This window comes from Enterobacter sp. ECC-175 (genome assembly GCF_043968675.1).
Lineage (GTDB): Bacteria > Pseudomonadota > Gammaproteobacteria > Enterobacterales > Enterobacteriaceae > Enterobacter.
Genome location: NZ_CP143776.1, coordinates 2,394,531 through 2,417,691, shown reverse-complemented (window position 1 = coordinate 2,417,691; position 23,161 = coordinate 2,394,531). Strand labels below are relative to the sequence as shown.

Genomic DNA, 23,161 nt, shown 5'->3' with positions numbered 1-23,161 from the left:
AACGACGACAATGACGCCCTCATTTCTCTGTGTCAGGATTTTCGATGAAACGTGTTTCTCAACTGACCGCGCTGGCCCTGCTTTGCGGCCTCGCCTCATTCTCTTCCCTGGCGGCCAACATGCCCCACTCCCTCACGCTTGAGCAGCTGCAACAGCAGCACGGCGCGGCGATCGATACCCGCCCCAGCGCGTTTTATAACGGCTGGCCGCAGGCGCTAAGCGCCCCTTCCGGGCATGAACCCGCCGCGCTGAACCTTTCCGCCTCGTGGCTCGGCGCGATGAGCGACGCGCAGATAGCCGCATGGGCAAAAGCCCATCAGCTTTCCGCCGACAGGCCGATTGCGCTTTACGGCAGCGAAAGCGATAACCAGGCCGTCCGGGCCCGGCTGGAAAAAGCGGGCTATACGCAGATTTCCCTTCTGAGCGATGCCCTCCAGTCCGCCGAGCGCCTGCAGCGCCTGCCGCACTTCGAACAGCTGTTTTATCCGCAGTGGCTCCACCAGCTGCAGCAGGGTAAACCGGTGGTTGCCGCGCCGAAGGGCGACTGGAAGGTGATTGAAGCCGCCTGGGGCGCGCCGAAATTTTATCTGCTGAACCATATTCCCGGCGCGGACTACATCGACACCAACGACGTCGAAAGCGAGCCGCTGTGGAATAAGGTCTCCGACGACAAGCTGAAGGCGCTGCTGGCAAAACACGGCATTCGCCACGACACCACGGTCATCCTCTACGGCCGCGACGTCTATGCGGCGGCGCGCGTGGCGCAGATTATGCTGTACGCGGGCGTTAAGGACGTGCGTCTGCTTGATGGCGGCTGGAAGACTTGGTCAGATTCCGGGCTGCCGGTTGAGCGCGGCATGCCGCCGAAGGTGAAACCGGCCCCCGATTTTGGTGCCCCTATCCCCGGTCAGCCTCAGCTGATGGTTGATATGGAACAGGCGCGCGGCATGCTCAATCGCCAGGACGCGTCGCTGGTCAGCATTCGCTCGTGGCCGGAGTTCATCGGGGAAACCAGCGGCTATAGCTACATCAAGCCAAAAGGCGAGATTGCGGGCGCGCGCTGGGGGCACGCGGGCAGCGATGCGACCCACATGGAAGATTTCCACAATCCGGACGGCACCATGCGCAGCGCGGACGACATCGCCGCCATGTGGAAAACCTGGAATATCCTGCCGGAGCAGCACGTGGCGTTCTACTGCGGTACGGGCTGGCGCGCGTCGGAAACCTTCATGTACGCGCGGGCGATGGGCTGGAAAAACGTCTCCGTGTACGACGGCGGCTGGTACGAATGGAGCGCCGACCCGAAAAATCCGACCGTCACCGGCGAGCGCGGGCCGGAGAGCGTGCGCTAGGGCCTGAGCGCCTTCAGCGTCACGTAGCCGCTCCAGATGCGCGTTGTGGTGGTCAGCCAGCACAGCGCGCCAAACGTCCACGCAAAGAGCGTGAAGTGCGCCGGAAAGAGGCAGCACAGCACGAACAGCGCAATCGTCTCCGTCCCTTCCGTTAACCCGCCGATGTAGTAGAACGACTTATGCGCGTAGCCGGGGTTATCAATATCGTGCTTCGCGGCCAGCGCCGCAAACGCCAGGAAGCTGCTCCCGGTGCCGATAAAGGCGAACAGCAGCCAGGCGGCCGCCAGCGCGTTCTCTGCGGGCGCGGCGAGGGCGAAGCCAAACGGCACCAGCGCGTAGAACAGAAAATCAAGCGCGATATCCAGAAATCCCCCAGCGTCGCTCAATCCCCTGCGGCGCGCCAGCGCGCCGTCAAGGCCATCGAGCAGGCGGTTCAGCACAATGGCGGCCAGCGCCGCCGGATACCATCCCAGCGCCAGAAACGGCAGCGCCAGCACGCCGATGGCAAACCCGGTCAGGGTGAGACCGTCCGGTGAGATAAAAGGCTTATCCAGCGCGGCGGCCAGGCGGCCGAGCGCGGGCTTGACGCGCGGGTGCAGATGACGATCAAGCATGCGGCTTTCCTTTGGCGCTGTCGCACAGCCCCTGCGCGGGGATCTCCAGCGCGGCGTTAAAGCGGGCGGAGAGGTTCTGGAACGCAATTAGCGCCGTCATCTCGGTAATGGCTTCGTCCGTAAAGTGGCGCTTGAGGTCGGCCTTTGTGGCGTCGTCCACGCGGGGCGGCGTGGCGGTGACCGCATCGGCATAGGCCAGCGCCGCGCGCTCTTCCTCGCTGAACAGCGCGGAGGCATGCCAGTCGCTCACGGCCTGCACTTTATCCAGCGCGCCCGCTCTCTCCGCCAGGCGCAGGCTGTTGGCGTCAATACAGAACGCACAGTGGCACAGCTGCGACACGCGGGTCATCAGCAGCGAGCGCAGCACCGGGCTAAGCCGCGCGCTGCGCCGCTCCAGAAAGCCGACGAACAGCGCCACCAGCCAGAACAATCGCGGCATGCGGCCCCACCAGCGGGTGGGGTTTAACACCGCGCCGAAATGTTTCTTCTGTACGGCGGCGATGGGCTTAAGGCTGGCGGGAATGTTGTTGATGGGGCTTACCCAGGCGGTCGTCTCTTTCACCTGATTCTCCTGACGGCTGGACTCTTTGAAGGGGCACGATAATATGTCGGTTTTCATTATCAATTATTGACACTCATGCTGAAAACACTCGAAGTTGTGGCGGCCATTATCGAAAAAGACGGCAACATTTTACTGGCCCAGCGCCCTTCCCACGCCGACCAGCCGGGAATGTGGGAGTTCGCGGGCGGAAAGGTGGAGGCCGGGGAGACCCAGCCCGAGGCGCTGATCCGCGAGCTGCGCGAAGAGCTGGGCATTGAGGCCCAGCCTGAACGCTACGTGGCAAGCCACCGGCGCGAGGTGTCGCAGCGGCTGATAAACCTCCACGCGTGGCATGTGCCCGCCTTTCGCGGCGAGCCCACGGCCCATTACCACGCGCGGCTGGCGTGGTGTACGCCGGAGGAGGCGTTTGGCTACGATCTGGCCCCCGCCGATATTCCCCTGCTTGAAGCGTTTATTCTTTTACGCGCCGCCAGACCAGCGGGTTCGTGCTGATGGTGCGCTCGTCGCGCTGGCACTGCAGCAGTACGCCATCAGCCTTCACCACCGCGCCTTCCGAATAGTTTTGATCCTGATAAATACAGCACCGATTGCAAGGCTGCGCGCGCTGCCCGCTGGTGCTAAACACCTCTGGCGGCACGTTGACCTCCACGTCCGGGCGAATGCGGTCGGCCTGCGCGCCTGCGGATAAAAGGGCCAGCAGCGCGGTAAAAACATAACGATTCATAGACGTCTCTTCCTGTTGTCTTCTGATAATGACTATAACGGTAAAAAACGGCCCGACCTTTAATTTATCTCGCCATCGCTTTTGGTTATGACAGGCGCCGCGTAATGAATTTCCCTTTCAGGCGGAATTTCCGCTTGCCTCGCAAAGCGGTGCGGGTGGTATAGTCAAAAAAACAACACAAAACACCTACGTATTATAAGAGGTTCTTATATCTATGGATCAGACACGCTCTCTGGAAGACTTTCTTAACCATGTTCAACGGCGCGACCCGCATCAAAGCGAGTTCGCGCAGGCCGTTCGCGAAGTGATGACCACCCTGTGGCCATTCCTTGAAGAGAACCCGCGCTATCGCCAGATGTCGCTGCTCGAGCGGCTGGTCGAGCCGGAGCGCGTTATCCAGTTCCGCGTGACGTGGGTCGACGACCGCAATCAGGTGCAGGTCAACCGCGCGTGGCGCGTGCAGTTTAACTCGGCGATCGGCCCGTTCAAGGGCGGCATGCGCTTCCACCCTTCCGTTAACCTCTCTATTTTAAAATTCCTCGGCTTCGAGCAGACGTTTAAAAACGCGCTGACCACCCTGCCGATGGGCGGCGGCAAAGGCGGCAGCGATTTCGACCCGAAAGGCAAAAGCGAAGGGGAAGTGATGCGCTTCTGCCAGGCGCTGATGACCGAACTGTATCGCCACCTGGGGCCGGATACCGACGTCCCGGCGGGCGATATTGGCGTGGGCGGACGCGAAGTCGGCTTTATGGCCGGAATGATGAAAAAGCTCTCCAACAACAGCGCCTGCGTCTTTACCGGCAAGGGTCTTTCGTTCGGCGGCAGCCTGATTCGCCCGGAAGCGACCGGCTACGGCCTGGTCTACTTCACCGAAGCGATGCTCAAGCGTCACGGCCTGAGCTTTGAAGGCATGCGCGTGGCGGTGTCCGGCTCCGGCAACGTCGCGCAGTATGCCATCGAAAAGGCGATGCAGTTTGGCGCACGCGTGGTAACCGCCTCTGACTCCAGCGGTACGGTGGTGGACGAAGCCGGCTTTACGGCGGAGAAGCTGGCGCGCCTGTGCGAAATCAAAGCCAGCCGCGACGGCCGCGTGGCCGACTATGCCCGCGAGTTTGGCCTGACCTATCTGGAAGGCAAACAGCCGTGGGCGGTGCCAGTGGATATCGCCCTGCCGTGCGCCACGCAGAATGAACTGGACGCCGAGGCCGCGCGCACGCTCATCACCAACGGCGTGAAGGCGGTGGCGGAAGGCGCAAACATGCCGACCACCATCGAAGCCACCGACCTGTTCCTGGAGGCGGGCGTGCTGTTTGCGCCGGGCAAGGCGGCGAACGCGGGCGGCGTGGCGACGTCGGGCCTGGAGATGGCGCAAAACGCCGCGCGCATGGGCTGGAAGGCGGAGAAAGTGGATGCGCGCCTGCACCACATCATGCTGGATATCCACCATTCATGCGTGGAGTACGGCGGCGAGGCGTCGCAGACCAACTACGTGCGCGGCGCGAATATCGCCGGATTCGTGAAGGTGGCGGATGCGATGATTGGGCAGGGTGTGATTTAAGGTTTATATCGTGCGGCCGGGAGCCCTCTCCCCGTCCCTCTCCCATGGGGAGAGGGAGAAAACCGGTCAGGCCGCACTCTTTCTCTTTTTAAACGGCTTCTTCGCGCCGCCGCCCGGCGCAACCATTCCTCTGAACCGCTTCACCGGCGTGCTGCGCGCCTGGTCAATCAGTTGGTAAAGCGTGCCCACCAGCGGCTGCATAAAGTCCTGATAGCGGCACTGCTTTTCGCTGATTTGCGTCAGCACCGACTCCCAGTGCGCCGTCATGTCCGGCCTGGCGGCCAGCTCCGGCAGCGAATGAATCAGTGCGCGTCCCGGCTCTGTCGAATGGATATAGCGTCCTTTTTTCTCGAGAAAACCGCGCTTAAAGAGCAGCTCGATGATCCCCGCGCGCGTGGCCTCGGTACCTAAACCGTCCGTCGCACGCAGGATCTTCTTCAGATCTTTATCCTGCACGAAGCGGGCGATCCCGGTCATCGCCGACAGCAGCGTGGCGTCGGTGAAATGGCGCGGCGGCTGGGTTTGACGCTCAACCACTTCACCCTTCTCGCACAGCAGCTCGTCGTCTTTCGCCACTACCGGCAGCGGCGTGCCGTCGTTTTCCTCGTCGCGCTCCTTGTTGCCCAGCAGCGTGCGCCAGCCCGCTTCCGCGAGAAAACGCGCCTTGGCAACGAACTTCCCTTTGGCAATCTCCAGCTCGATCGTGCACTTGCGGAACACCGCGTCCGCGCAGAACTGCATCAGGTACTGGCGGGCAACCAGGCCATAGACCTTCGATTCGTTCTCGGTCAGATTTACGCTGCTGGTCCGCGCCGTCGGAATGATGGCGTGGTGAGCATCCACCTTTTTGTCATCCCAGCAGCGGTTGTGGGTGTCCGGGTTAACGGCAGGCTGCGGCAGCAGGTCCGGCGCGTGCACGCCGATGGCGTTCATCACCGAGTGGCGTCCGGCAAAGTGTTCTTCCGGCAGATAGCGGCTGTCCGAGCGCGGATAGGTGATCAGCTTGTGGGTTTCATACAGCTTCTGGCAGATATCCAGCACGTTCTGCGCGCTCATGCCGAACTTTTTGGCCGCCTCAATCTGCAGGGCGGACAGCGAAAACGGCAGCGGCGCAGGTTCTGATTCCCGTTTATCGTTATAGCTGGTGACGATGGCGGGCTGGCCGGTAATGCGGTTGACCACGTGATCCGCCAGCGGGCGGTGCAGCAGGCGCCCCTCTTCATCCTGGTAAGATTCGCAGGCGTCGCTCGGCTGCCAGACGGCGGTAAAGCGTTCCTCTTTCGGCGTGACGATGTGCGCCTTCACTTCGAAAAAGTCTTTGGCGACGAAGTTCTCAATCTCCTCGTCGCGGCGCACCACCAGCCCAAGCACCGGGGTCTGCACCCGCCCGACGGAGAGCACGCCCTGATAGCCCGCGTTACGCCCAAGAATGGTGTAGGCGCGGGTCATGTTGATCCCGTAGAGCCAGTCGGCGCGCGCGCGGGCCAGCGCCGAGACGCACAGAGGAATAAATTCGCTGTTGGCGCGCAGGCGCGAGATGGCGCGCTCGACGGCCTGCGGGTTGAGGTCGTTGATCAGGCAGCGCTGCACCTGCTGGCGCTTTTCCGGCGCCAGCTCAAGGTAATCCAGCACTTCATCCACCAGCAGTTGCCCCTCCCTGTCCGGGTCACCCGCGTGGATAACTTCAGACGCTTCGTGCAGGAAGCGCTTGATCACGTTGAGCTGTTTGGTGACGGAAGGACGCGGCTGAAGGCGCCATTTTTCCGGCACGATGGGCAGATCGTTGAGGTTCCAGCGCGCGTAGCGGCTGTCGTAGACGTCCGGCTGCGCCTGCTCGAGCAGGTGACCTATACACCAGGTGACCACCTGCCCGTTACCGCATTCGATAAAGCCGTCGCCTTTGCGGTGCGGCTTAGGCAGCACGTCGGCAATGGCGCGGGCCAGGCTCGGCTTTTCGGCAATAAACAACCGCATCGACTTAGCGGATCTCAATCATCGGACGGCCGCCGCGGGCGGTAACCAGCTCGCCGATGGCGGTCAGGGTGATGCCGAACTCCGCGGCCGTCGCCTGAACCTCAGCTTCCGATTCCGGCGTGACCGCCAGCAGCAGGCCGCCGGAGGTTTGCGGATCGCACAGCAGATCGCGCCACTCGCCCGGCATGTCGCCCATCAGGTGACCATAGCTGGCAAAGTTACGCTGCGTCCCGCCCGGCACCGCGCCCTGCGCGATGTACGCTTCCACGCCCGGCAGCTTCGGCACGTCCTGATACCAGACCTGCGCCTGTACCCCCGCGCCCTGGCACACTTCGCTCAGGTGGCCGAGCAGACCGAATCCGGTTACGTCGGTCATCGCCTTCACGCCGTCGATATTGGCGAACGCCGCGCCCGCGAGGTTCATCTGGCACATCACCTCCGTCGCCAGCCCGACGTGCTCCGGCTTCAGCAGGGATTTTTTCTCGGCGGTGGTCAGCACGCCAATGCCCAGCGGCTTGGTGAGGAACAGCCTGCAGCCCGCCTGCGCGGTGCTGTTGCGCTTCACGCGCTCGGTCGGCACGACGCCGGTGACCGCCAGGCCAAAGATCGGCTCCGGCGCATCGATAGAGTGGCCGCCCGCCAGCGCAATGCCCGCCTGCTGGCAGGCAAAGCGCCCGCCCTCAATCACGTCGCGGGCAATTTCCGGCGGAATGGTATTGATTGGCCAGCCCAGGATCGCGATCGCCATGATCGGCTTGCCGCCCATCGCGAAGATATCGCTGATGGCATTGATGGCCGCGATGCGCCCGAAATCGAACGGGTTATCGACGATCGGCATAAAGAAATCGGTGGTGCTGATAATGCTGGTGCCGTTACCCAGGTCATACACCGCGGCATCGTCACGCGTTTCGTTACCGACAAGCAGGTTCGGGTCGATAAACTTCGCCTGCTCGCTGTGCAGGATGGTTTCCAGCACCTTCGGGGAAATTTTACAACCGCAACCGGCTCCGTGGCTGTATTGCGTTAAACGAATGGTTTGCTCGCTCATGGACATCTCCTGTCATTGCAATCGCGCTATGGTAGCGCTCATTCCATAAAGAGGTAAGTATGACTGTCTGAATTCTGCGGCAGATGCTCAGAATCCAGACAGTTTAGCGCGCGTTATTAGAAACGGCTGACGAAAGGTGAGGTATCCGGCACGCTAATGGTGCTGGAGGCTTTTAGCTGCGGGGTGCCAAGGTAGAGGAAACCGACGATTTTATCGTGCTCGCCGCAGGATAGTCCTTCCCGCACGGCCGGGCTTTCGGTGAGCGGGCCGGTGCGCCAGATGCCGTTAAAGCCCTGCGCAAGAGCCGCCATCTGCATTGCCATCACCGCGCACCCGGCGGACATCTCCTGCTCCCAGACGGGGACTTTGTGCCCGGCCTGACATTTTGCCACCGCGGCGATAATCATCGGCGCGCGGAACGGGCCGCTGCGCGCTTTCTCAATGCCCTTCTCATCCTGACCGGCAGCCACCGCCCCTTTTTCCAGCAGTGCGCTAAAACGCTCGCGGCCTTCGCCTTCAATAATATAGAAGTGCCACGGCTGAAGCGTGCCGTGATCCGGCGCGCGCAGTCCCGCACGCAGTATGTTCTCCAGCTGTTCGCCCGCCGGGGCTGGCTCAGCGAGACGTGAGGCGCTTCGGCGGTTAACAAGCAGTTCAAGTGCGTCCATTGGTTAACTCCTGTCATGAAATTTATTCACAAAATTAACACGAGAGCAGAATTTGTTACAGCGCGGCAGGCGATTCCTGCTGACAAGAGGCAGTTGGGTCATTACGATAGCCTCACAACGTCGTCCCATGGCGACGGACACGGTCACTTTCTGGTTAGGGAGAATACATGCGAACCCTTTGGCGAATCTTTGCCGGTTTCTTTAAATGGACATGGCGACTGCTCAACTTCGCCCGCAATCTGGTAATGAATATCTTTTTCATCGCGCTGCTGCTGGTCTGCGTTGGCGTGTGGATGCACATCAGCAACGCGACCCAGTCCAAAAATTCTACGCGCGGCGCGCTGCTGCTGGATATTACGGGCGTTATCGTTGATAAGCCGTCTGCCAGCAATCGTCTTGGCGTCATTGGCCGCCAGCTCTTTGGCGCAACCTCCGACCGCCTGCAGGAAAATTCCCTGTTTGATATTGTCGATACCATTCGCCAGGCGAAAGACGATCGCAACATTACCGGCATCGTGCTGGATCTGAAAGATTTCGCCGGTGGCGATCAGCCGTCCATGCAGTACGTCGGTAAGGCCCTGCGCGAGTTCCGCGACAGCGGCAAGCCGGTGATTGCGGTGGGCGACAGCTACAGCCAGGGGCAATATTATCTGGCCAGCTTCGCCAATAAGATCTGGCTCTCTCCGCAGGGCACCGTGAATCTTCACGGCTTTGCAACCAACGGCCTGTACTACAAATCCCTGCTCGACAAGCTGAAGGTGACCACCCACGTCTTCCGCGTCGGCACCTATAAATCTGCCGTTGAGCCGTTCATCCGTGACGATATGTCGCCCGCCGCGCGCGAAGCGGACAGCCGCTGGATTGGCGAGCTGTGGCAAAACTACCTGAACACCGTTGCGGCTAACCGCCAAATCACCGCTGAGCAAGCCTTCCCTGGCGCGCGCGCCGTGCTGGACGGGCTGCGCAAGGTCGATGGCGACACCGCGAAGTATGCTCTCGATAGCAAGCTGGTGGATGCGCTGGGCACCAGCGCGGATATCGAAAAATCGCTGACCAAGCAGTTTGGCTGGAGCAAAGAGGACAAAAACTACAGCGCGGTCAGCATGTATGACTACGCGGCGAAGAAACCTGCCGACAGCGGTGACAGCATCGCCGTGGTCTTTGCCAACGGCGCGATCATGGACGGCGAGGAAACGCCGGGGAACGTGGGCGGCGATACCACCGCATCGCAAATCCGCGACGCGCGCCTCGATCCGAAAGTGAAGGCCATTGTGCTGCGCGTAAACAGCCCTGGCGGCAGCGTCAGCGCCTCTGAGGTGATCCGCGCCGAGCTGGCCGCCGCGCGCGCCGCGGGCAAGCCGGTCGTGGTGTCTATGGGCGGCATGGCGGCCTCTGGCGGCTACTGGATCTCTACGCCAGCGAACTACATCGTGGCGAGCCCAAGCACGCTGACCGGCTCGATTGGCATCTTCGGCGTGATCAACACCGTGGAAAACAGCCTGGATTATCTCGGCGTGCATACCGACGGCGTGGCGACCTCCCCGCTGGCGGACGTCTCGGTGACCAAGTCCCTGCCGCCGGAAGTATCGGAGATGATGCAGCTCAGCATTGAAAACGGCTATAAGCGCTTCATCACCCTGGTGGCGGACTCGCGTAAGAAAACGCCTGAGCAAAGTGACCAGATTGCGCAGGGCCACGTCTGGACAGGCCAGGATGCGAAAAGCAACGGCCTGGTGGACAGCCTCGGCGATTTCGACGACGCGGTGAAAAAAGCGGCGGAGCTGGCGAAGCTGAAGCAGTGGCACGTGGATTACTATCAGGACGAGCCAACCTTCTTCGATATGGTGATGGACAGCATGTCCGGCTCCGTGCGCGCGGCGCTGCCGGAGGCCCTGCAGGCTTACCTGCCGGCCCCGGTTGCCAGCGCGGCGAAAGCCATGAAGGCAGAGAGCGATAAGCTTGCCGCCTTCAACGATCCACAGAGTCGTTACGCATTTTGCCTGACCTGCGCTAACGTCCGTTAACCCCGTCCCCTCTTCACGCGAAGAGGGGATTTTTTCTTTGAAGCACAAGAACTCACCATCATGCAGAAGAAATCAATCTACGTGGCGTATACCGGCGGTACCATTGGTATGCAGCGCTCGGAAAATGGCTATATCCCGGTCTCGGGTCACCTGCAGCGCCAGCTGGCGCTGATGCCGGAGTTTCATCGCCCGGAAATGCCGGATTTTACCATCCATGAATATGAACCGCTGATGGACTCCTCCGATATGACGCCGGAAGACTGGCAGCATATTGCGGATGACATTAAGGCCAATTACGACCGCTATGACGGCTTCGTTATTCTGCACGGCACCGACACCATGGCGTTTACCGCCTCGGCGCTCTCCTTCATGCTGGAGAACCTCAGCAAGCCCGTCATCGTGACCGGCTCGCAGATCCCGCTTGCCGAGCTGCGCTCCGACGGGCAGATTAACCTGCTGAACTCCCTGTACGTGGCGGCCAATTACCCGATCAACGAAGTGTCGCTGTTCTTCAACAATCGCTTGTACCGCGGCAACCGCACCACCAAAGCGCACGCCGACGGATTCGACGCGTTTGCCTCGCCTAACCTGCCGCCGCTGCTGGAGGCGGGTATCCACATTCGCCGCCTCGGCACGCCTCCTGCGCCGCATACCGCGGGCGAGCTGATCGTTCACCCGATCACGCCGCAGCCGATTGGCGTGGTCACGATTTACCCCGGCATTTCTGCCGACGTGGTGCGCAACTTCCTGCGCCAGCCGGTGAAAGCGCTGATCCTGCGCTCCTACGGCGTGGGCAACGCGCCGCAGAACGGCGAGTTCCTGAAGGAGCTTCAGGAAGCGAGCAAGCGTGGGATTGTGGTGGTCAATTTAACCCAGTGCATGTCCGGCAAGGTCAACATGGGCGGCTACGCGACCGGTAACGCGCTGGCGCACGCGGGGGTCATCGGCGGTTTTGATATGACCGTGGAAGCGACGCTGACTAAACTTCACTATTTACTGAGTCAGGATCTGGACGTTCAGTCCATCCGCAGCGCCATGATGCAAAACCTGCGCGGCGAACTGACCCCGGACGAATAAGGAGACACCATGAAGCAACGCGCCCTGTTACTGGTCGATTTGCAAAATGATTTCTGCGCGGGCGGCGCGCTGGCCGTCGCACAAGGCGATAGCACCGTTGACGTGGCGAATACGCTTATCGACTGGTGTAAAACCCGCAGCGAGGCGGTGGTCGCAAGCCAGGACTGGCACCCCGCCAACCACGGCAGCTTTGCCAGCCAGCACGGCGTTGAACCCTATACCCAGGGAGAGCTGGACGGGCTGGCGCAAACGTTCTGGCCCGATCACTGCGTGCAGCACTCGGAAGGCGCGGAGCTGCATCCGCTCCTGAATCAGAAAGCCATCGACGCGGTCTTCCATAAGGGGGAAAACCCGGCGATCGACAGCTATAGCGCGTTTTTTGATAACGGGCACCGTCACAAAACGGCGCTGGACGCGTGGCTGCACCACCATGAAATCACCGAGCTGATCGTGATGGGCCTGGCAACGGATTACTGCGTGAAGTTCACCGTGCTGGACGCATTGCAGCTTGGCTACACCGTCAGCGTGATTACCGACGGCTGCCGCGGGGTAAATATTAACCCGCAGGACGGCGCGCAGGCGTTTATGGAGATGGCCGCAGAAGGCGCGACGCTGTATACGCTGGCCGACTGGCTGGAGACGCAGGCATAGTTTTTTAAGCCGGGTGGCGCTGACGCTTACCCGGCAATCCCCTCACCGATATCCCATAAAGTGAACTCCCTCGCATCTCAAGCGAAGCGGCGATGCTATTCTTTTCAGGCTGTTTTTTCGCCACGCCCTTGTTGTGGCGTGGTTATTTTTTTAAGTCAAAGAGGAACACCTATGAAACGTTTGCCCTTGCTGGCAGCTTTACCCTTGCTGTGCGCATCAGTTGCTTCTGCCAGTTCCCTGATGTCCGTAGGCTACTTCAACGGCGGAGGCGATGTTACCGCCGGGCCGGGCGGCGACATCAACACGCTTGACGTGCGCCAAATCACCCATCTCAACTACTCGTTTGGCCTCGTTTATAACGATGAGAAAGACGAAACCAACGCCGCGCTGAAAGATCCCGCCAAGCTGCATCAAATCTGGCTGTCGCCCAAGGTGGCGTCCGACCTGGCGCTAATCCCCGTTCTGCGTAAACAAAACCCCAATCTCAAGGTGCTGCTTTCCGTGGGCGGCTGGGGAGCGCGCGGTTTCTCCGGGGCGGCGGCGACGAAAGAGACGCGCGCGGTATTTATCCGCTCCGCGCAGGAGATTGTCGAAAAATACGGTCTGGACGGAATCGATCTGGACTGGGAATTCCCGGTTAACGGCGCGTGGGGGCTGGTCGCCAGCACGCCAGCCGACCGGGATAACTTTACCGCCCTGCTGAAAGAGATGCGCGACGCGTTCGGTAAGAAAAAGCTGGTGACCATCGCGGTCGGCGCGAATGCGGAAAGTCCGAAAAGCTGGGTCGACGTGAAGGCCATCGCCCCGCTTCTCGACTACATCAACCTGATGACCTACGACATGGCGTACGGCACGCAGTACTTCAACGCCAATCTGTACGACTCCAGCGCGTGGCCGACGGTCGCAGCCGCTGACAAATACAGCGTTGATTTTGTGGTCAATAACTATCTTGCCGCTGGCCTGAAGCCGCAGCAGATGAACCTCGGCATCGGCTTCTATGGCCGTGTGCCGAAGCGTTCCGTGGAGCCAGGCATCGACTGGAGCAAGCCGGACGCGCAAAACAATCCGGTCACGCAGCCCTACTTTGGCCCACAGGAGATTGCGCTGTTCAAGTCGCTCGGTTATGACCTGACCAAAGACACCTACGTGAAGTACAACGACATCGTCAAAAAGCTGCTCAACGACCCGCAGAAGCGTTTTACGGAGCATTGGGATGACCAGGCGAAGGTGCCGTGGCTGTCGGTGAAGTCAGCCGAAGGCAAAGAACTGTTTGCGATCTCGTATGAAAACCCGCGTTCCGTGGCGCTCAAAGCGGACTACATCAAAGAGAAAGGCCTGGCGGGCGCGATGTTCTGGGAGTATGGCGCTGACGACAATAATCAGCTCGCGAAGCAGCTGGCGGAGTCTCTCGGGATCCCGCGTAAGTAGTATGATAATCAGCCCTCTCCCTGTGGGAGAGGGTTGGGTAAGGGCATCAACCCGTACCGTTATTGCATTTTCATCGTCGCGATCGGCTTTGGCGCGATGCCAAAATCCTCTTTGAGCTCGCGCTTGCTCTTCATCACCATCTGCCCCTGAGTGTCGATCGTCATGTGCTGCGCGTCGGTATTGTGACGCGCCTGCCAGAGCATCACCAGCTGCAGGCTGTTCTCTTTTTGCTCCGGGGTCAGCGCCACGCCGTCCGGCCATTTTCCCAGCTCAACCGCCGTCACCAGACGCTGATAAACTTCCGGCGTCATACCGCTAATCATGTCCTCAATATTCATGATGCCTCCCTTTCAAAGGAATAATTTGCTGAATCGTTTTTTCAACCTTTGGTTTGGTCGCCATTCTCATCGTCGGTGAAGCTCATTGAGGCTGAATTGACGCAGAAGCGCTCGCCCGTCGGCTGTGGGCCGTCCGGGAACACGTGGCCGAGATGCGCGTCACAGTTTCCGCAGCGAATTTCGGTGCGCACCATGCCGTGCGACGAATCGGTCAGATAGCGGATCGCATCATCGCTAACCGGCTCATAAAAGCTCGGCCAGCCGCAGCCAGAATCGTATTTCGTTTGCGAGTTAAACAGCGGTGAATCGCACACCAGGCAGTGATAGACGCCGTCTCGCTTGTTGTGCAGCAAACGCCCGGTAAACGGCGGTTCAGTCCCGTGATTTTGCGTCACGTAAAACTGCATTTCGGTGAGGTTTTTTTTCAAATCGTCGGGGTTACGTTGGTTCGACATATGCTTACATCTCGCTGTAGAAACAGACATCTTTTACCCCTGATTCTAACAAAACATTAACACCGGCGCGCACACTTTTGTTCTAAACTTATGTGTCGCGAAAAGGCGGTCAGGCAATTGTGATCTTTTTCACATTTTTATCCTGTGAGGCCTTTAAAATCCCGCCCGCAGCCCCCATGTGGTTGCTAGCTCAAAGGGAAAGTGAGGCGAGTCAGTCGCACAAACGTTAGTCACAGGATTGATTTGTCGCAATGATTGACACGATTCCGCTTGACGCTGCGTAAGGTTTTTGTAATTTTACAGGCAACCTTTTATTCACTAACAAATAGCTGGTGGAATATATGACTATCAAAGTAGGTATCAACGGTTTTGGCCGTATCGGCCGTATTGTTTTCCGTGCTGCTCAGAAACGTTCTGACATCGAAATCGTTGGTATCAACGATCTCCTGGACGCTGAATACATGGCGTACATGCTGAAGTACGACTCAACTCACGGTCGTTTCGACGGCACCGTTGAAGTGAAAGACGGCCACCTGGTTGTTAACGGTAAAACCATCCGCGTTACTGCTGAGAAAGACCCAGCTAACCTGAAATGGAACGAAATCGGTGTTGACGTTGTTGCTGAAGCAACCGGTATCTTCCTGACCGACGAAACCGCGCGTAAACACATCACCGCAGGTGCGAAAAAAGTTGTTCTGACCGGTCCTTCTAAAGACAACACCCCAATGTTCGTTCGCGGTGCAAACTTCGAAACTTACGCTGGCCAGGACATCGTTTCCAACGCATCCTGCACCACCAACTGCCTGGCTCCGCTGGCTAAAGTTATCAACGACAACTTCGGCATCATCGAAGGTCTGATGACTACCGTTCACGCAACCACCGCTACTCAGAAAACCGTTGATGGCCCGTCTCACAAAGACTGGCGCGGCGGCCGTGGCGCGGCTCAGAACATCATCCCATCCTCTACCGGTGCAGCTAAAGCTGTAGGTAAAGTACTGCCAGAACTGAATGGCAAACTGACTGGTATGGCGTTCCGCGTTCCAACTCCAAACGTATCTGTAGTTGACCTGACCGTTCGTCTGGAAAAAGCTGCTTCTTATGAAGAAATTAAGAAAGCAATCAAAGCTGCTTCCGAAGGCGCAATGAAAGGCGTTCTGGGCTACACCGAAGACGACGTTGTTTCTACCGACTTCAACGGCGAAGTGTGCACTTCCGTGTTCGATGCTAAAGCAGGTATCGCACTGAACGACAACTTCGTTAAACTGGTTTCCTGGTACGACAACGAAACCGGCTACTCTAACAAAGTACTGGACCTGATCGCTCACATCTCCAAATAAGTTGAGATGAGAATCTGATCCAAAAAGGCGACTTCGGTCGCCTTTTTTATTGTTTTAAGACAGAGGATTGCTGAATGAATAATAAAATTTTTGCACTTCCGGTAGTCGAACAACTTACCCCTGTGCTCTCCCGCCGTCAGATTGACGGTGCTGACGTTATCGTCGTTGACCACCCTCGCGTGAAAGCGTCCGTAGCGCTGAACGGCGCTCATCTGCTCTCCTGGAAACCGGAAGGCGAAGAAGAAGCGCTATGGCTCAGCAGTGAAACGTCCTTCAAGAAAGGCGCAGCCCTTCGAGGCGGCGTGCCGATCTGCTGGCCGTGGTTTGGCCCTTCAGCGCAGCAAGGATTACCTTCGCACGGTTTTGCCCGCAACCAGCAGTGGACGCTAAAAGCACACAATGAAGATGAAAACGGCGCGGTGCTGACCTTTGAACTCCAGGCGAATGATGAAACCCGCGCCCTTTGGCCGCACGACTTCACGCTTTACGCCCGCTTCAAGCTGGGAAAAACCTGTGAAATCGAGCTGGAAGCGCACGGTGATTTTGAAACCACGTCAGCCCTGCACACCTACTTCAACGTGGGCGATATCAGCGCGGTGAAGGTGAGCGGCCTTGGCAATAACTTTATCGACAAAGTGGATAACGCAAAGGAAGGCAAGCTGAGCGACGGCGTGCAGACCTTCCCGGACCGTACCGACCGCGTCTATTTCCATCCTGAAGCCTGCAGCGTTATTCATGACGGCAAGATGAACCGGAGCATTGAGGTCGTTCACCATCATCATAACGATGTTGTGGGCTGGAACCCGGGCCCGGCGCTGTCCGTCAGCATGGCCGACATGCCGGATGAGGGATACAAAAGCTTTGTCTGCGTGGAAACCGCCTGCGTGACCGCGCCGCAGAAAGCGAGTGAAGAAAAACCGTCTCGTTTAGGGCAGACGATTAAGCTGGTTAAACGCTAAACGTCCGCACTGACATAAAGCAAACGGGGCGCAAGCGCCCCGTTTTGATGCAAAGACTGCACTATTAATGCATTCTTAGAACTTGTAGGTCACACCCACAGAGAAGATGCCGGACCAGGACTTGTCGACCATCGGGCTATCTTTCACTTCATCGCTCAGGCGCACGTAGCGGCCAGTGCCGTACACGCTCCAGTCGGTCAGGAAGTTGTAGCTGGCGGTCAGTTCCAGGTACGGATCCCAACCATCATCGGCGCTGTAGCTATTAAGACCGCTGCGGCGAGACTCGTTTTTAGACACGCCATAGTAGTAGTCGTTATAGTTTTCACTGCTGTACTGCACGCCGATGCCCGGCGTCAGCGTCAGCGCGCCGTTAGTGTAACGATAGAGCCAGGCCAGATCCCAGATGAAGCCGTTGCTGTTGTCGAGCGTATCACCCGCCAGCGCGGTGCGCAGGAAGCCATACTCGGTGTTGTGAACGTAAGAAAGGCCCGCCATCAGCGAACTTCTACGTTTGTCGAGCTGGCGCAGGGAGTTACTGTCGCTGTCGCCCGGCTTAAAGTGCGTCGGGTCGTAGTACGCCATAATGGAGAGCTTGTCAGCCTTGTCGTTCCACAGATAGTAGCCGCCGCCCAGACCGCGGAACCAGAAGTTATCACTGTCATAGGTGACAACCGGAACCGGATAGACATCGCGATCGTACTGTTTATACGGGCTGTTGATTACGCCAACCCCCGCACCTACTGTCCACTGACTCTCCGCGTGTGCGGTGGTTACTGCGGTGGCGGCGAGAACGCCCAATGCCAGAAGTTTGAGTTTGGTCACAATCCATTCTTTCCTGTAGTCAAATAATCAGCGGGTGAAGTGTAACCGCCAAACGCGAACATCCCAAAACTTTTTGCCCGCTAATGCGTTTGATAAATCCGATATTTTTTACTTTTCAGATGACAGTCCGTTTTCATATATGTGACTGATAAATGAAAATCGCGCGTACGCCTTATAACGACCGCGGGTTTTCAAGGATGAGTTATTGATATGTCATTGAAATTAGATTTTCCACGCATGCAAGTTTTGCAAATGCCATCTACGCTTTAATTTGAGAAGAGATTTTGCTGAACGCCCTGCGGTTATTAGCGTCCGACCTGGCACACAGGTTGCTGCTCTGGCAGTGAGGTGCGAGACATTCTCTTCCGGGAGCCTCCACTACTCATACGAACGGCTCTTATCCTGTGCTAAAAAACGAAAGGACGGCATGCCATGAATATATTCGATCACTATCGCCAGCGTTATGAAGCTGCCAAGGACGAAGAGTTCACACTGCAGGAGTTTCTTACCATTTGTCGGCAAGATCGCAGTGCCTATGCCAATGCGGCAGAACGGCTATTGATGGCTATCGGTGAGCCAAACATGGTCGATACTGCCCTGGAGCCACGGCTTTCCCGTCTCTTTTCGAATCGGGTGGTTGCCCGATACCCCGCGTTTGAAGAGTTCTACGGCATGGAAGATGCCATTGAGCAGATCGTCTCCTACCTGAAGCACGCCGCTCAGGGCCTGGAAGAGAAGAAACAGATTCTGTATTTACTCGGCCCGGTGGGCGGCGGTAAGTCGTCTCTCGCGGAACGGCTGAAAGCGCTGATGCAGCGCGTGCCGATCTATGTGCTGAGCGCCAACGGCGAGCGCAGCCCGGTAAACGACCATCCGCTGTGCCTGTTTAATCCGCAGGAAGATGCGCAAATTCTGGATAAAGAGTTTGGCATCCCGCACCGCTATCTCGGCACCATTATGTCGCCGTGGGCGGCAAAACGCCTGCACGAGTTCGGCGGGGACATCACCAAGTTCCGCGTCGTCAAGGTCTGGCCGTCCATTCTCGAGCAGATTGCCATCGCCAAAACCGAACCGGGCGATGAGAACAACCAGGATATTTCAGCGCTGGTCGGTAAAGTGGATATCCGCAAGCTGGAACACCATGCGCAAAACGATCCGGACGCCTACGGGTATTCCGGCGCGCTGTGCCGGGCGAACCAGGGGATCATGGAATTCGTCGAGATGTTCAAAGCGCCGATTAAAGTGCTGCATCCGCTGCTGACCGCGACCCAGGAAGGCAACTACAACGGGACGGAAGGTATTTCCGCCCTGCCGTTTAACGGGATCATCCTCGCCCACTCGAACGAATCCGAATGGGTCACGTTCCGTAATAACAAAAACAACGAGGCGTTCCTTGACCGCGTTTACATCGTCAAGGTGCCTTACTGCCTGCGGATCTCCGAAGAGATCAAAATCTACGAGAAATTGCTTAACCACAGCGAGCTGGTACACGCGCCTTGCGCCCCCGGCACGCTGGAAACGCTGTCGCGCTTCTCGATTCTTTCACGCCTGAAAGAGCCGGAAAACTCCAGCATCTATTCAAAAATGCGCGTGTACGACGGCGAGAGCCTGAAAGATACCGACCCGAAAGCGAAGTCTTATCAGGAGTACCGCGACTACGCGGGCGTGGATGAAGGGATGAACGGCCTGTCCACGCGCTTTGCGTTTAAGATCCTCTCCCGCGTGTTCAACTTCGACCATGCGGAAGTGGCGGCCAACCCGGTGCATCTGTTCTACGTTCTGGAGCAGCAGATTGAACGCGAGCAGTTCCCGCAGGAGCTGGCCGAGCGCTACCTTGAGTTCCTCAAAGGCTACCTGATCCCGAAATACGCCGAGTTCATCGGCAAAGAGATCCAGACCGCCTATCTGGAATCTTACTCCGAGTACGGGCAGAACATCTTCGACCGCTACGTCACCTACGCCGACTTCTGGATCCAGGATCAGGAGTATCGCGATCCGGACACCGGCCAGCTGTTTGACCGCGAGTCGCTGAATGCCGAACTGGAGAAAATCGAGAAGCCTGCCGGGATCAGCAACCCGAAAGACTTCCGTAACGAAATCGTCAACTTCGTGCTGCGCGCCAGAGCGCACAACAACGGACGTAACCCGAACTGGACCAGCTACGAAAAACTGCGCACGGTTATCGAGAAGAAAATGTTCTCCAACACCGAGGAGCTGCTGCCGGTCATTTCGTTTAACGCCAAAACCTCAACCGACGAGCAGAAAAAGCACGACGACTTTGTCGACCGCATGATGGAGAAAGGCTATACCCGCAAGCAGGTTCGCCTGCTCTGTGAGTGGTACCTGCGCGTGCGGAAATCGTCTTAAAACAAGTGCCCGGTGGCGCTCGCGCTTACCGGGCCAACAAAATGTCCGGCACTTACGGACGCTGCAAGTTGGCAAATGCAGTACGGGGGAACTATGACCTGGTTTATAGATCGGCGTCTTAACGGCAAAAACAAGAGCACGGTGAACCGCCAGCGCTTCCTGCGTCGTTATAAATCGCAAATTAAACAGTCGATCTCCGAGGCCATCAACAAACGCTCGGTGACCGACGTCGACAGCGGCGAATCCGTCTCCATCCCTACCGATGACATCAGCGAACCGATGTTTCATCAGGGGCGTGGCGGCCTACGCCATCGCGTACACCCAGGTAACGATCATTTTGTTCAGAACGACCGCATCGAGCGCCCTCAGGGCGGAGGCGGCGGCTCGGGAAGCGGCCAGGGCCAGGCCAGCCAGGACGGCGAAGGCCAGGACGAATTTGTCTTTCAGATTTCGAAGGACGAATACCTCGATCTGCTGTTTGAGGACCTGGCGCTGCCGAATCTGAAAAAGAACCAGCACCGCCAGTTGAATGAATACAAAACGCACCGCGCGGGCTATACCGCCAACGGCGTGCCCGCCAACATCAGCGTCGTGCGTTCGTTGCAAAATTCGCTGGCGCGCCGCACCGCAATGACCGCCGGCAAGCGGCGTGAACTGCACGAGCTGGAAACCAGCCTGAAGGTGGTCGAAAACACCGAGCCGGCGCAACTGCTGGAAGAGGAGCGCCTGCGTAAGGAAATTGCGGAACTGCGCGCAAAAATCGATCGCGTGCCGTTTATTGACACGTTCGACCTGCGCTACAAGAACTATGAAAAACGCCCGGAGCCCTCGAGCCAGGCCGTGATGTTCTGCCTGATGGACGTCTCAGGCTCGATGGATCAGGCCACCAAAGACATGGCGAAGCGTTTCTATATCCTGCTCTATCTGTTCCTGAGCAGAACCTATAAGAACGTGGAGGTGGTCTATATTCGCCACCATACCCAGGCGAAGGAGGTCGATGAGCATGAGTTCTTTTATTCGCAGGAAACCGGGGGGACCATCGTTTCCAGCGCGCTGAAGCTGATGGATGAGGTGGTAAAAGAGCGCTACGACCCGGCGCAGTGGAACATCTACGCCGCGCAGGCCTCCGATGGCGATAACTGGGCGGATGACTCGCCGCTGTGTCACGACATTCTGGCGAAGAAGATTTTGCCGGTGGTGCGTTACTACAGCTACATCGAAATTACCCGCCGTGCCCACCAGACGCTGTGGCGGGAATATGAGCACCTTCAGTCGATGTTCGACAACTTTGCAATGCAGCACATTCGCGATCAGGATGATATCTATCCGGTGTTCAGGGAGCTTTTCCACAAGCAGTCCGCCACCAGCGGCGCATAATGCAACAGCCAGCGATAGCGCTGGCTGTTTTCTTCATCCGCTCACCTTCATGCAGTCCAGATTTTTGCCGATCAGCATGGTGCAGTTTCGGCCGCTCTGTTTCCCCCGGTAAAGCGCCATATCCGCCCTCTCCAGCACTTCCCGCAGCGGTTCACCGCGATGCACGCGCGAAAGGCCGGTGGTAAAGGTAACGCGTACGGTATGCTCGCCCGACACGGTACTCACCTCAGCGGTAGAGCGGCGTAAGCGCTCCGCCGCCGTAGTGGCTTCACGATCGCTTTTCGCCCGCAGAAGAATAATGAACTCTTCGCCACCGTAGCGATAGACCGACTCGGACCGCCGCACGTTATCTTCCAGATGCAGCGCCAGCGAGCGCAGCACCGCGTCCCCCGTCAGATGCCCATAGTTATCGTTCACCTTTTTGAAGTGATCGATATCCAGCAGCATCAGGTAAAGCCCCGACGCTTCCTGCCCCGCGTTCATCGCGTCGAAAGATTCATCCAGAATGCGGCGCAGCGGCAGGCCCGTAAGCGCGTCGTAGCTGGTGCGCAGCTGCAGCAGGTGGACCTTGTAGAGAGAAAGCGCTTCGGTGAAGCCCAGCAGCGCCTTTTCGAACGCATCGTAAGAGTGCGAACTGACGTCCCGAGCGTCAATGGCGGTGATGATTTGCTGACAGGCATAATGCACTTTACGGTGATGCGTCGAAATATCGAGCAGGTAATGCCTGTCGCCTCGCTCTTCCAGCAGCTGGGCATTCAGCCATTGGCCAAACTCGCAGTGCTGGTGTGCATCCTCGTGGGTGATTTCCATCAGCTCCACGTCTCTGCTGGCAACGTAGCGCAATACGGTGACCAGCCATTTAAAATGGGCATCGGTGGATTGGTTCAGGCCGATAAGGGTAGTATCTATTTCCCTGAATTTTCTGTTCACAAGCGCTCCTGCTAATGAGTGAAATCAGATCTAATAGTAACAATCCGTGCCTCAATATTTGTCAGCAAGCGTATATAAGCTCAAGAGTCATATCCCGCGCGGTGAAAGGAAATATGCTACTGTAGTGCTCCCACTGAATGATCTATCGCAGAGTCATAACGTTATGTCTGAAGAGATAAAAGGCACCGCGACACACCGGCAGCTTATCTCGCTGCTATCGCAGCAAGGGGCAAAATTTCGCGTCGTCGATCATGAGCCCGTAGGTAAATGCGAAGCGGTGAGTGAAATTCGCGGAACAGAGCTGAAGCAGGGTGCGAAAGCGCTGGTGTGTAAGGTGAAGGGAAACGGGGTGAAGAAGCACGTGCTGGCGATCCTGGCGGCCGATCAGCAGGCCGATTTAAGCCAGCTTGCCGGTCATTTTGGCGGGCTTAAAGCCTCCCTCGCCAGCCCTGCCGAGGTAGACGCCCTCACCGCCTGCGTATTCGGCGCAATCCCGCCGTTTAGCTTCCACCCGGACCTTACGCTGGTCGCCGATCCGCTGCTGTTTGAACGCGTGGACGAGATCGCCTTCAACGCCGGCCTGCTGGAAAAATCCGTGATTATGGATACCCAGGACTACCTGCGCATTGCGTGTCCTGAGCTGGTGACGTTTCGCCGAGGCTAGCGCACCCGGCTGGCTTATCGGTCAGCCGCGTTTTTCCAGCAACAGCACGGACGCCACCAGTATGATGGCAATAGTGATAAAGGCTGAGGTGATTATCAGCGTTTCAACAAACATATGGTCGTTCATCGCGGTGGCCTTTAAACGGTGCACAACCTCGTTTTATCCTCCGTAAATGACAGCAGCATGACGGTTTGTCGTTAATCTTATAAAAGCGTTTCAGAAGCGCTATCCG

Annotated in this window: 23 protein-coding genes; 12 read left to right on the top strand and 11 right to left on the bottom strand. The window is 58.1% G+C overall.

Annotation, left to right across the window (positions count from 1 at the left end; genetic code table 11):
* Positions 1-44 precede the first annotated feature (44 nt).
* Complete coding sequence (locus tag V1599_RS11410; RefSeq protein ID WP_395300054.1) at positions 45-1,352, top strand: rhodanese-like domain-containing protein; 1,308 nt, start codon at positions 45-47, stop codon at positions 1,350-1,352.
* On the opposite strand, the gene V1599_RS11405 is transcribed toward V1599_RS11410, so the two are convergent.
* Together V1599_RS11405 and V1599_RS11400 are read right to left on the bottom strand one after the other, a co-directional pair.
* Positions 1,349-1,966 (bottom strand): CDP-alcohol phosphatidyltransferase family protein, encoded by a 618-nt coding sequence (locus V1599_RS11405; RefSeq protein WP_395300053.1) that lies wholly within the window; start codon positions 1,964-1,966, stop codon positions 1,349-1,351. The genes V1599_RS11410 and V1599_RS11405 overlap by 4 nt on opposite strands.
* The gene (locus tag V1599_RS11400; protein WP_395300052.1) at positions 1,959-2,528 is read right to left on the bottom strand and encodes a carboxymuconolactone decarboxylase family protein; all 570 of its coding nucleotides are present in this window, start codon (positions 2,526-2,528) and stop codon (positions 1,959-1,961) included. Before V1599_RS11400 ends, V1599_RS11405 begins: the two co-directional genes overlap by 8 nt.
* A gap of 75 nt (positions 2,529-2,603) precedes the next feature.
* On the opposite strand from V1599_RS11400, the gene V1599_RS11395 reads away from it, so the two are divergent.
* On the top strand, positions 2,604-3,020 hold the full coding sequence (locus V1599_RS11395) for a pyrimidine (deoxy)nucleoside triphosphate diphosphatase (RefSeq protein WP_112009420.1): 417 nt from the start codon (positions 2,604-2,606) through the stop codon (positions 3,018-3,020).
* Here V1599_RS11395 and V1599_RS11390 read toward each other — a convergent pair.
* The gene (locus tag V1599_RS11390) at positions 2,980-3,252 is read right to left on the bottom strand and encodes a YnjH family protein (protein ID WP_112009419.1); all 273 of its coding nucleotides are present in this window, start codon (positions 3,250-3,252) and stop codon (positions 2,980-2,982) included. The genes V1599_RS11395 and V1599_RS11390 overlap by 41 nt on opposite strands.
* 214 nt (positions 3,253-3,466) lie before the next feature.
* On the opposite strand from V1599_RS11390, the gene gdhA reads away from it, so the two are divergent.
* Positions 3,467-4,810 (top strand): NADP-specific glutamate dehydrogenase, encoded by a 1,344-nt coding sequence (gene gdhA, locus V1599_RS11385; protein WP_395300051.1) that lies wholly within the window; start codon positions 3,467-3,469, stop codon positions 4,808-4,810.
* A gap of 66 nt (positions 4,811-4,876) precedes the next feature.
* Here gdhA and V1599_RS11380 read toward each other — a convergent pair whose 3' ends face one another.
* The 3 genes from V1599_RS11380 to V1599_RS11370 form a co-directional block, all read right to left on the bottom strand.
* Complete coding sequence (locus V1599_RS11380; RefSeq protein ID WP_395300050.1) at positions 4,877-6,784, bottom strand: DNA topoisomerase III; 1,908 nt, start codon at positions 6,782-6,784, stop codon at positions 4,877-4,879.
* 4 nt (positions 6,785-6,788) lie between these two features.
* On the bottom strand, positions 6,789-7,832 hold the full coding sequence (gene selD / locus V1599_RS11375) for a selenide, water dikinase SelD (protein ID WP_395300049.1): 1,044 nt from the start codon (positions 7,830-7,832) through the stop codon (positions 6,789-6,791).
* 116 nt (positions 7,833-7,948) lie between these two features.
* The gene (locus V1599_RS11370) at positions 7,949-8,500 is read right to left on the bottom strand and encodes an NAD(P)H nitroreductase (RefSeq protein WP_297117859.1); all 552 of its coding nucleotides are present in this window, start codon (positions 8,498-8,500) and stop codon (positions 7,949-7,951) included.
* A 167-nt stretch (positions 8,501-8,667) separates the two neighbouring features.
* On the opposite strand from V1599_RS11370, the gene sppA reads away from it, so the two are divergent.
* The 4 genes from sppA (at position 8,668) to V1599_RS11350 (ending at position 13,680) form a co-directional block, all read left to right on the top strand.
* Positions 8,668-10,524, top strand: coding sequence for a signal peptide peptidase SppA (sppA, locus tag V1599_RS11365; RefSeq protein WP_395300048.1), 1,857 nt, complete (start codon positions 8,668-8,670; stop codon positions 10,522-10,524).
* A 60-nt stretch (positions 10,525-10,584) separates the two neighbouring features.
* Positions 10,585-11,601 carry an asparaginase gene (gene ansA, locus V1599_RS11360; protein WP_112009413.1) on the top strand — a complete coding sequence of 339 codons (1,017 nt, stop codon included), beginning with the start codon at positions 10,585-10,587 and terminating at the stop codon, positions 11,599-11,601.
* Between the two features lie 9 nt (positions 11,602-11,610).
* The gene (gene pncA, locus V1599_RS11355) at positions 11,611-12,252 is read left to right on the top strand and encodes a bifunctional nicotinamidase/pyrazinamidase (RefSeq protein ID WP_395300047.1); all 642 of its coding nucleotides are present in this window, start codon (positions 11,611-11,613) and stop codon (positions 12,250-12,252) included.
* A gap of 171 nt (positions 12,253-12,423) precedes the next feature.
* Complete coding sequence (locus tag V1599_RS11350) at positions 12,424-13,680, top strand: glycoside hydrolase family 18 protein (RefSeq protein WP_395300046.1); 1,257 nt, start codon at positions 12,424-12,426, stop codon at positions 13,678-13,680.
* A 59-nt stretch (positions 13,681-13,739) separates the two neighbouring features.
* Here V1599_RS11350 and V1599_RS11345 read toward each other — a convergent pair whose 3' ends face one another.
* Together V1599_RS11345 and msrB are read right to left on the bottom strand one after the other, a co-directional pair.
* A complete protein-coding gene (locus V1599_RS11345) occupies positions 13,740-14,018 on the bottom strand; it encodes a YeaC family protein (RefSeq protein WP_297117871.1) in 279 nt (92 codons plus the stop codon).
* A gap of 41 nt (positions 14,019-14,059) precedes the next feature.
* On the bottom strand, positions 14,060-14,473 hold the full coding sequence (gene msrB, locus V1599_RS11340; RefSeq protein WP_112009409.1) for a peptide-methionine (R)-S-oxide reductase MsrB: 414 nt from the start codon (positions 14,471-14,473) through the stop codon (positions 14,060-14,062).
* Positions 14,474-14,814: 341 nt separating this feature from the next.
* On the opposite strand from msrB, the gene gapA reads away from it, so the two are divergent.
* Entirely contained in the window at positions 14,815-15,810 is a 996-nt protein-coding gene (gene gapA, locus V1599_RS11335) for a glyceraldehyde-3-phosphate dehydrogenase (protein ID WP_014831506.1), read from the top strand.
* Between the two features lie 74 nt (positions 15,811-15,884).
* A complete protein-coding gene (locus V1599_RS11330) occupies positions 15,885-16,769 on the top strand; it encodes a D-hexose-6-phosphate mutarotase (RefSeq protein ID WP_395300045.1) in 885 nt (294 codons plus the stop codon).
* A 75-nt stretch (positions 16,770-16,844) separates the two neighbouring features.
* On the opposite strand, the gene V1599_RS11325 is transcribed toward V1599_RS11330, so the two are convergent.
* Positions 16,845-17,591, bottom strand: a complete 747-nt coding sequence (locus V1599_RS11325) for a MipA/OmpV family protein (RefSeq protein ID WP_112009407.1) — start codon at positions 17,589-17,591, stop codon at positions 16,845-16,847.
* A gap of 432 nt (positions 17,592-18,023) precedes the next feature.
* On the opposite strand from V1599_RS11325, the gene yeaG reads away from it, so the two are divergent.
* Positions 18,024-19,958, top strand: a complete 1,935-nt coding sequence (gene yeaG / locus V1599_RS11320) for a protein kinase YeaG (protein ID WP_112009406.1) — start codon at positions 18,024-18,026, stop codon at positions 19,956-19,958.
* Positions 19,959-20,051: 93 nt separating this feature from the next.
* Complete coding sequence (locus V1599_RS11315) at positions 20,052-21,335, top strand: YeaH/YhbH family protein (protein ID WP_112009405.1); 1,284 nt, start codon at positions 20,052-20,054, stop codon at positions 21,333-21,335.
* A 33-nt stretch (positions 21,336-21,368) separates the two neighbouring features.
* Here V1599_RS11315 and V1599_RS11310 read toward each other — a convergent pair whose 3' ends face one another.
* Positions 21,369-22,265, bottom strand: a complete 897-nt coding sequence (locus V1599_RS11310; protein WP_395300044.1) for a diguanylate cyclase — start codon at positions 22,263-22,265, stop codon at positions 21,369-21,371.
* A gap of 163 nt (positions 22,266-22,428) precedes the next feature.
* Here V1599_RS11310 and V1599_RS11305 point away from each other — a divergent pair, with 163 nt between their 5' ends.
* Complete coding sequence (locus tag V1599_RS11305; protein WP_112009403.1) at positions 22,429-22,929, top strand: YbaK/prolyl-tRNA synthetase associated domain-containing protein; 501 nt, start codon at positions 22,429-22,431, stop codon at positions 22,927-22,929.
* A 21-nt stretch (positions 22,930-22,950) separates the two neighbouring features.
* Here V1599_RS11305 and yoaI read toward each other — a convergent pair whose 3' ends face one another.
* Entirely contained in the window at positions 22,951-23,055 is a 105-nt protein-coding gene (gene yoaI, locus V1599_RS11300) for a small membrane protein YoaI (protein ID WP_258458341.1), read from the bottom strand.
* Positions 23,056-23,161 lie beyond the last annotated feature (106 nt).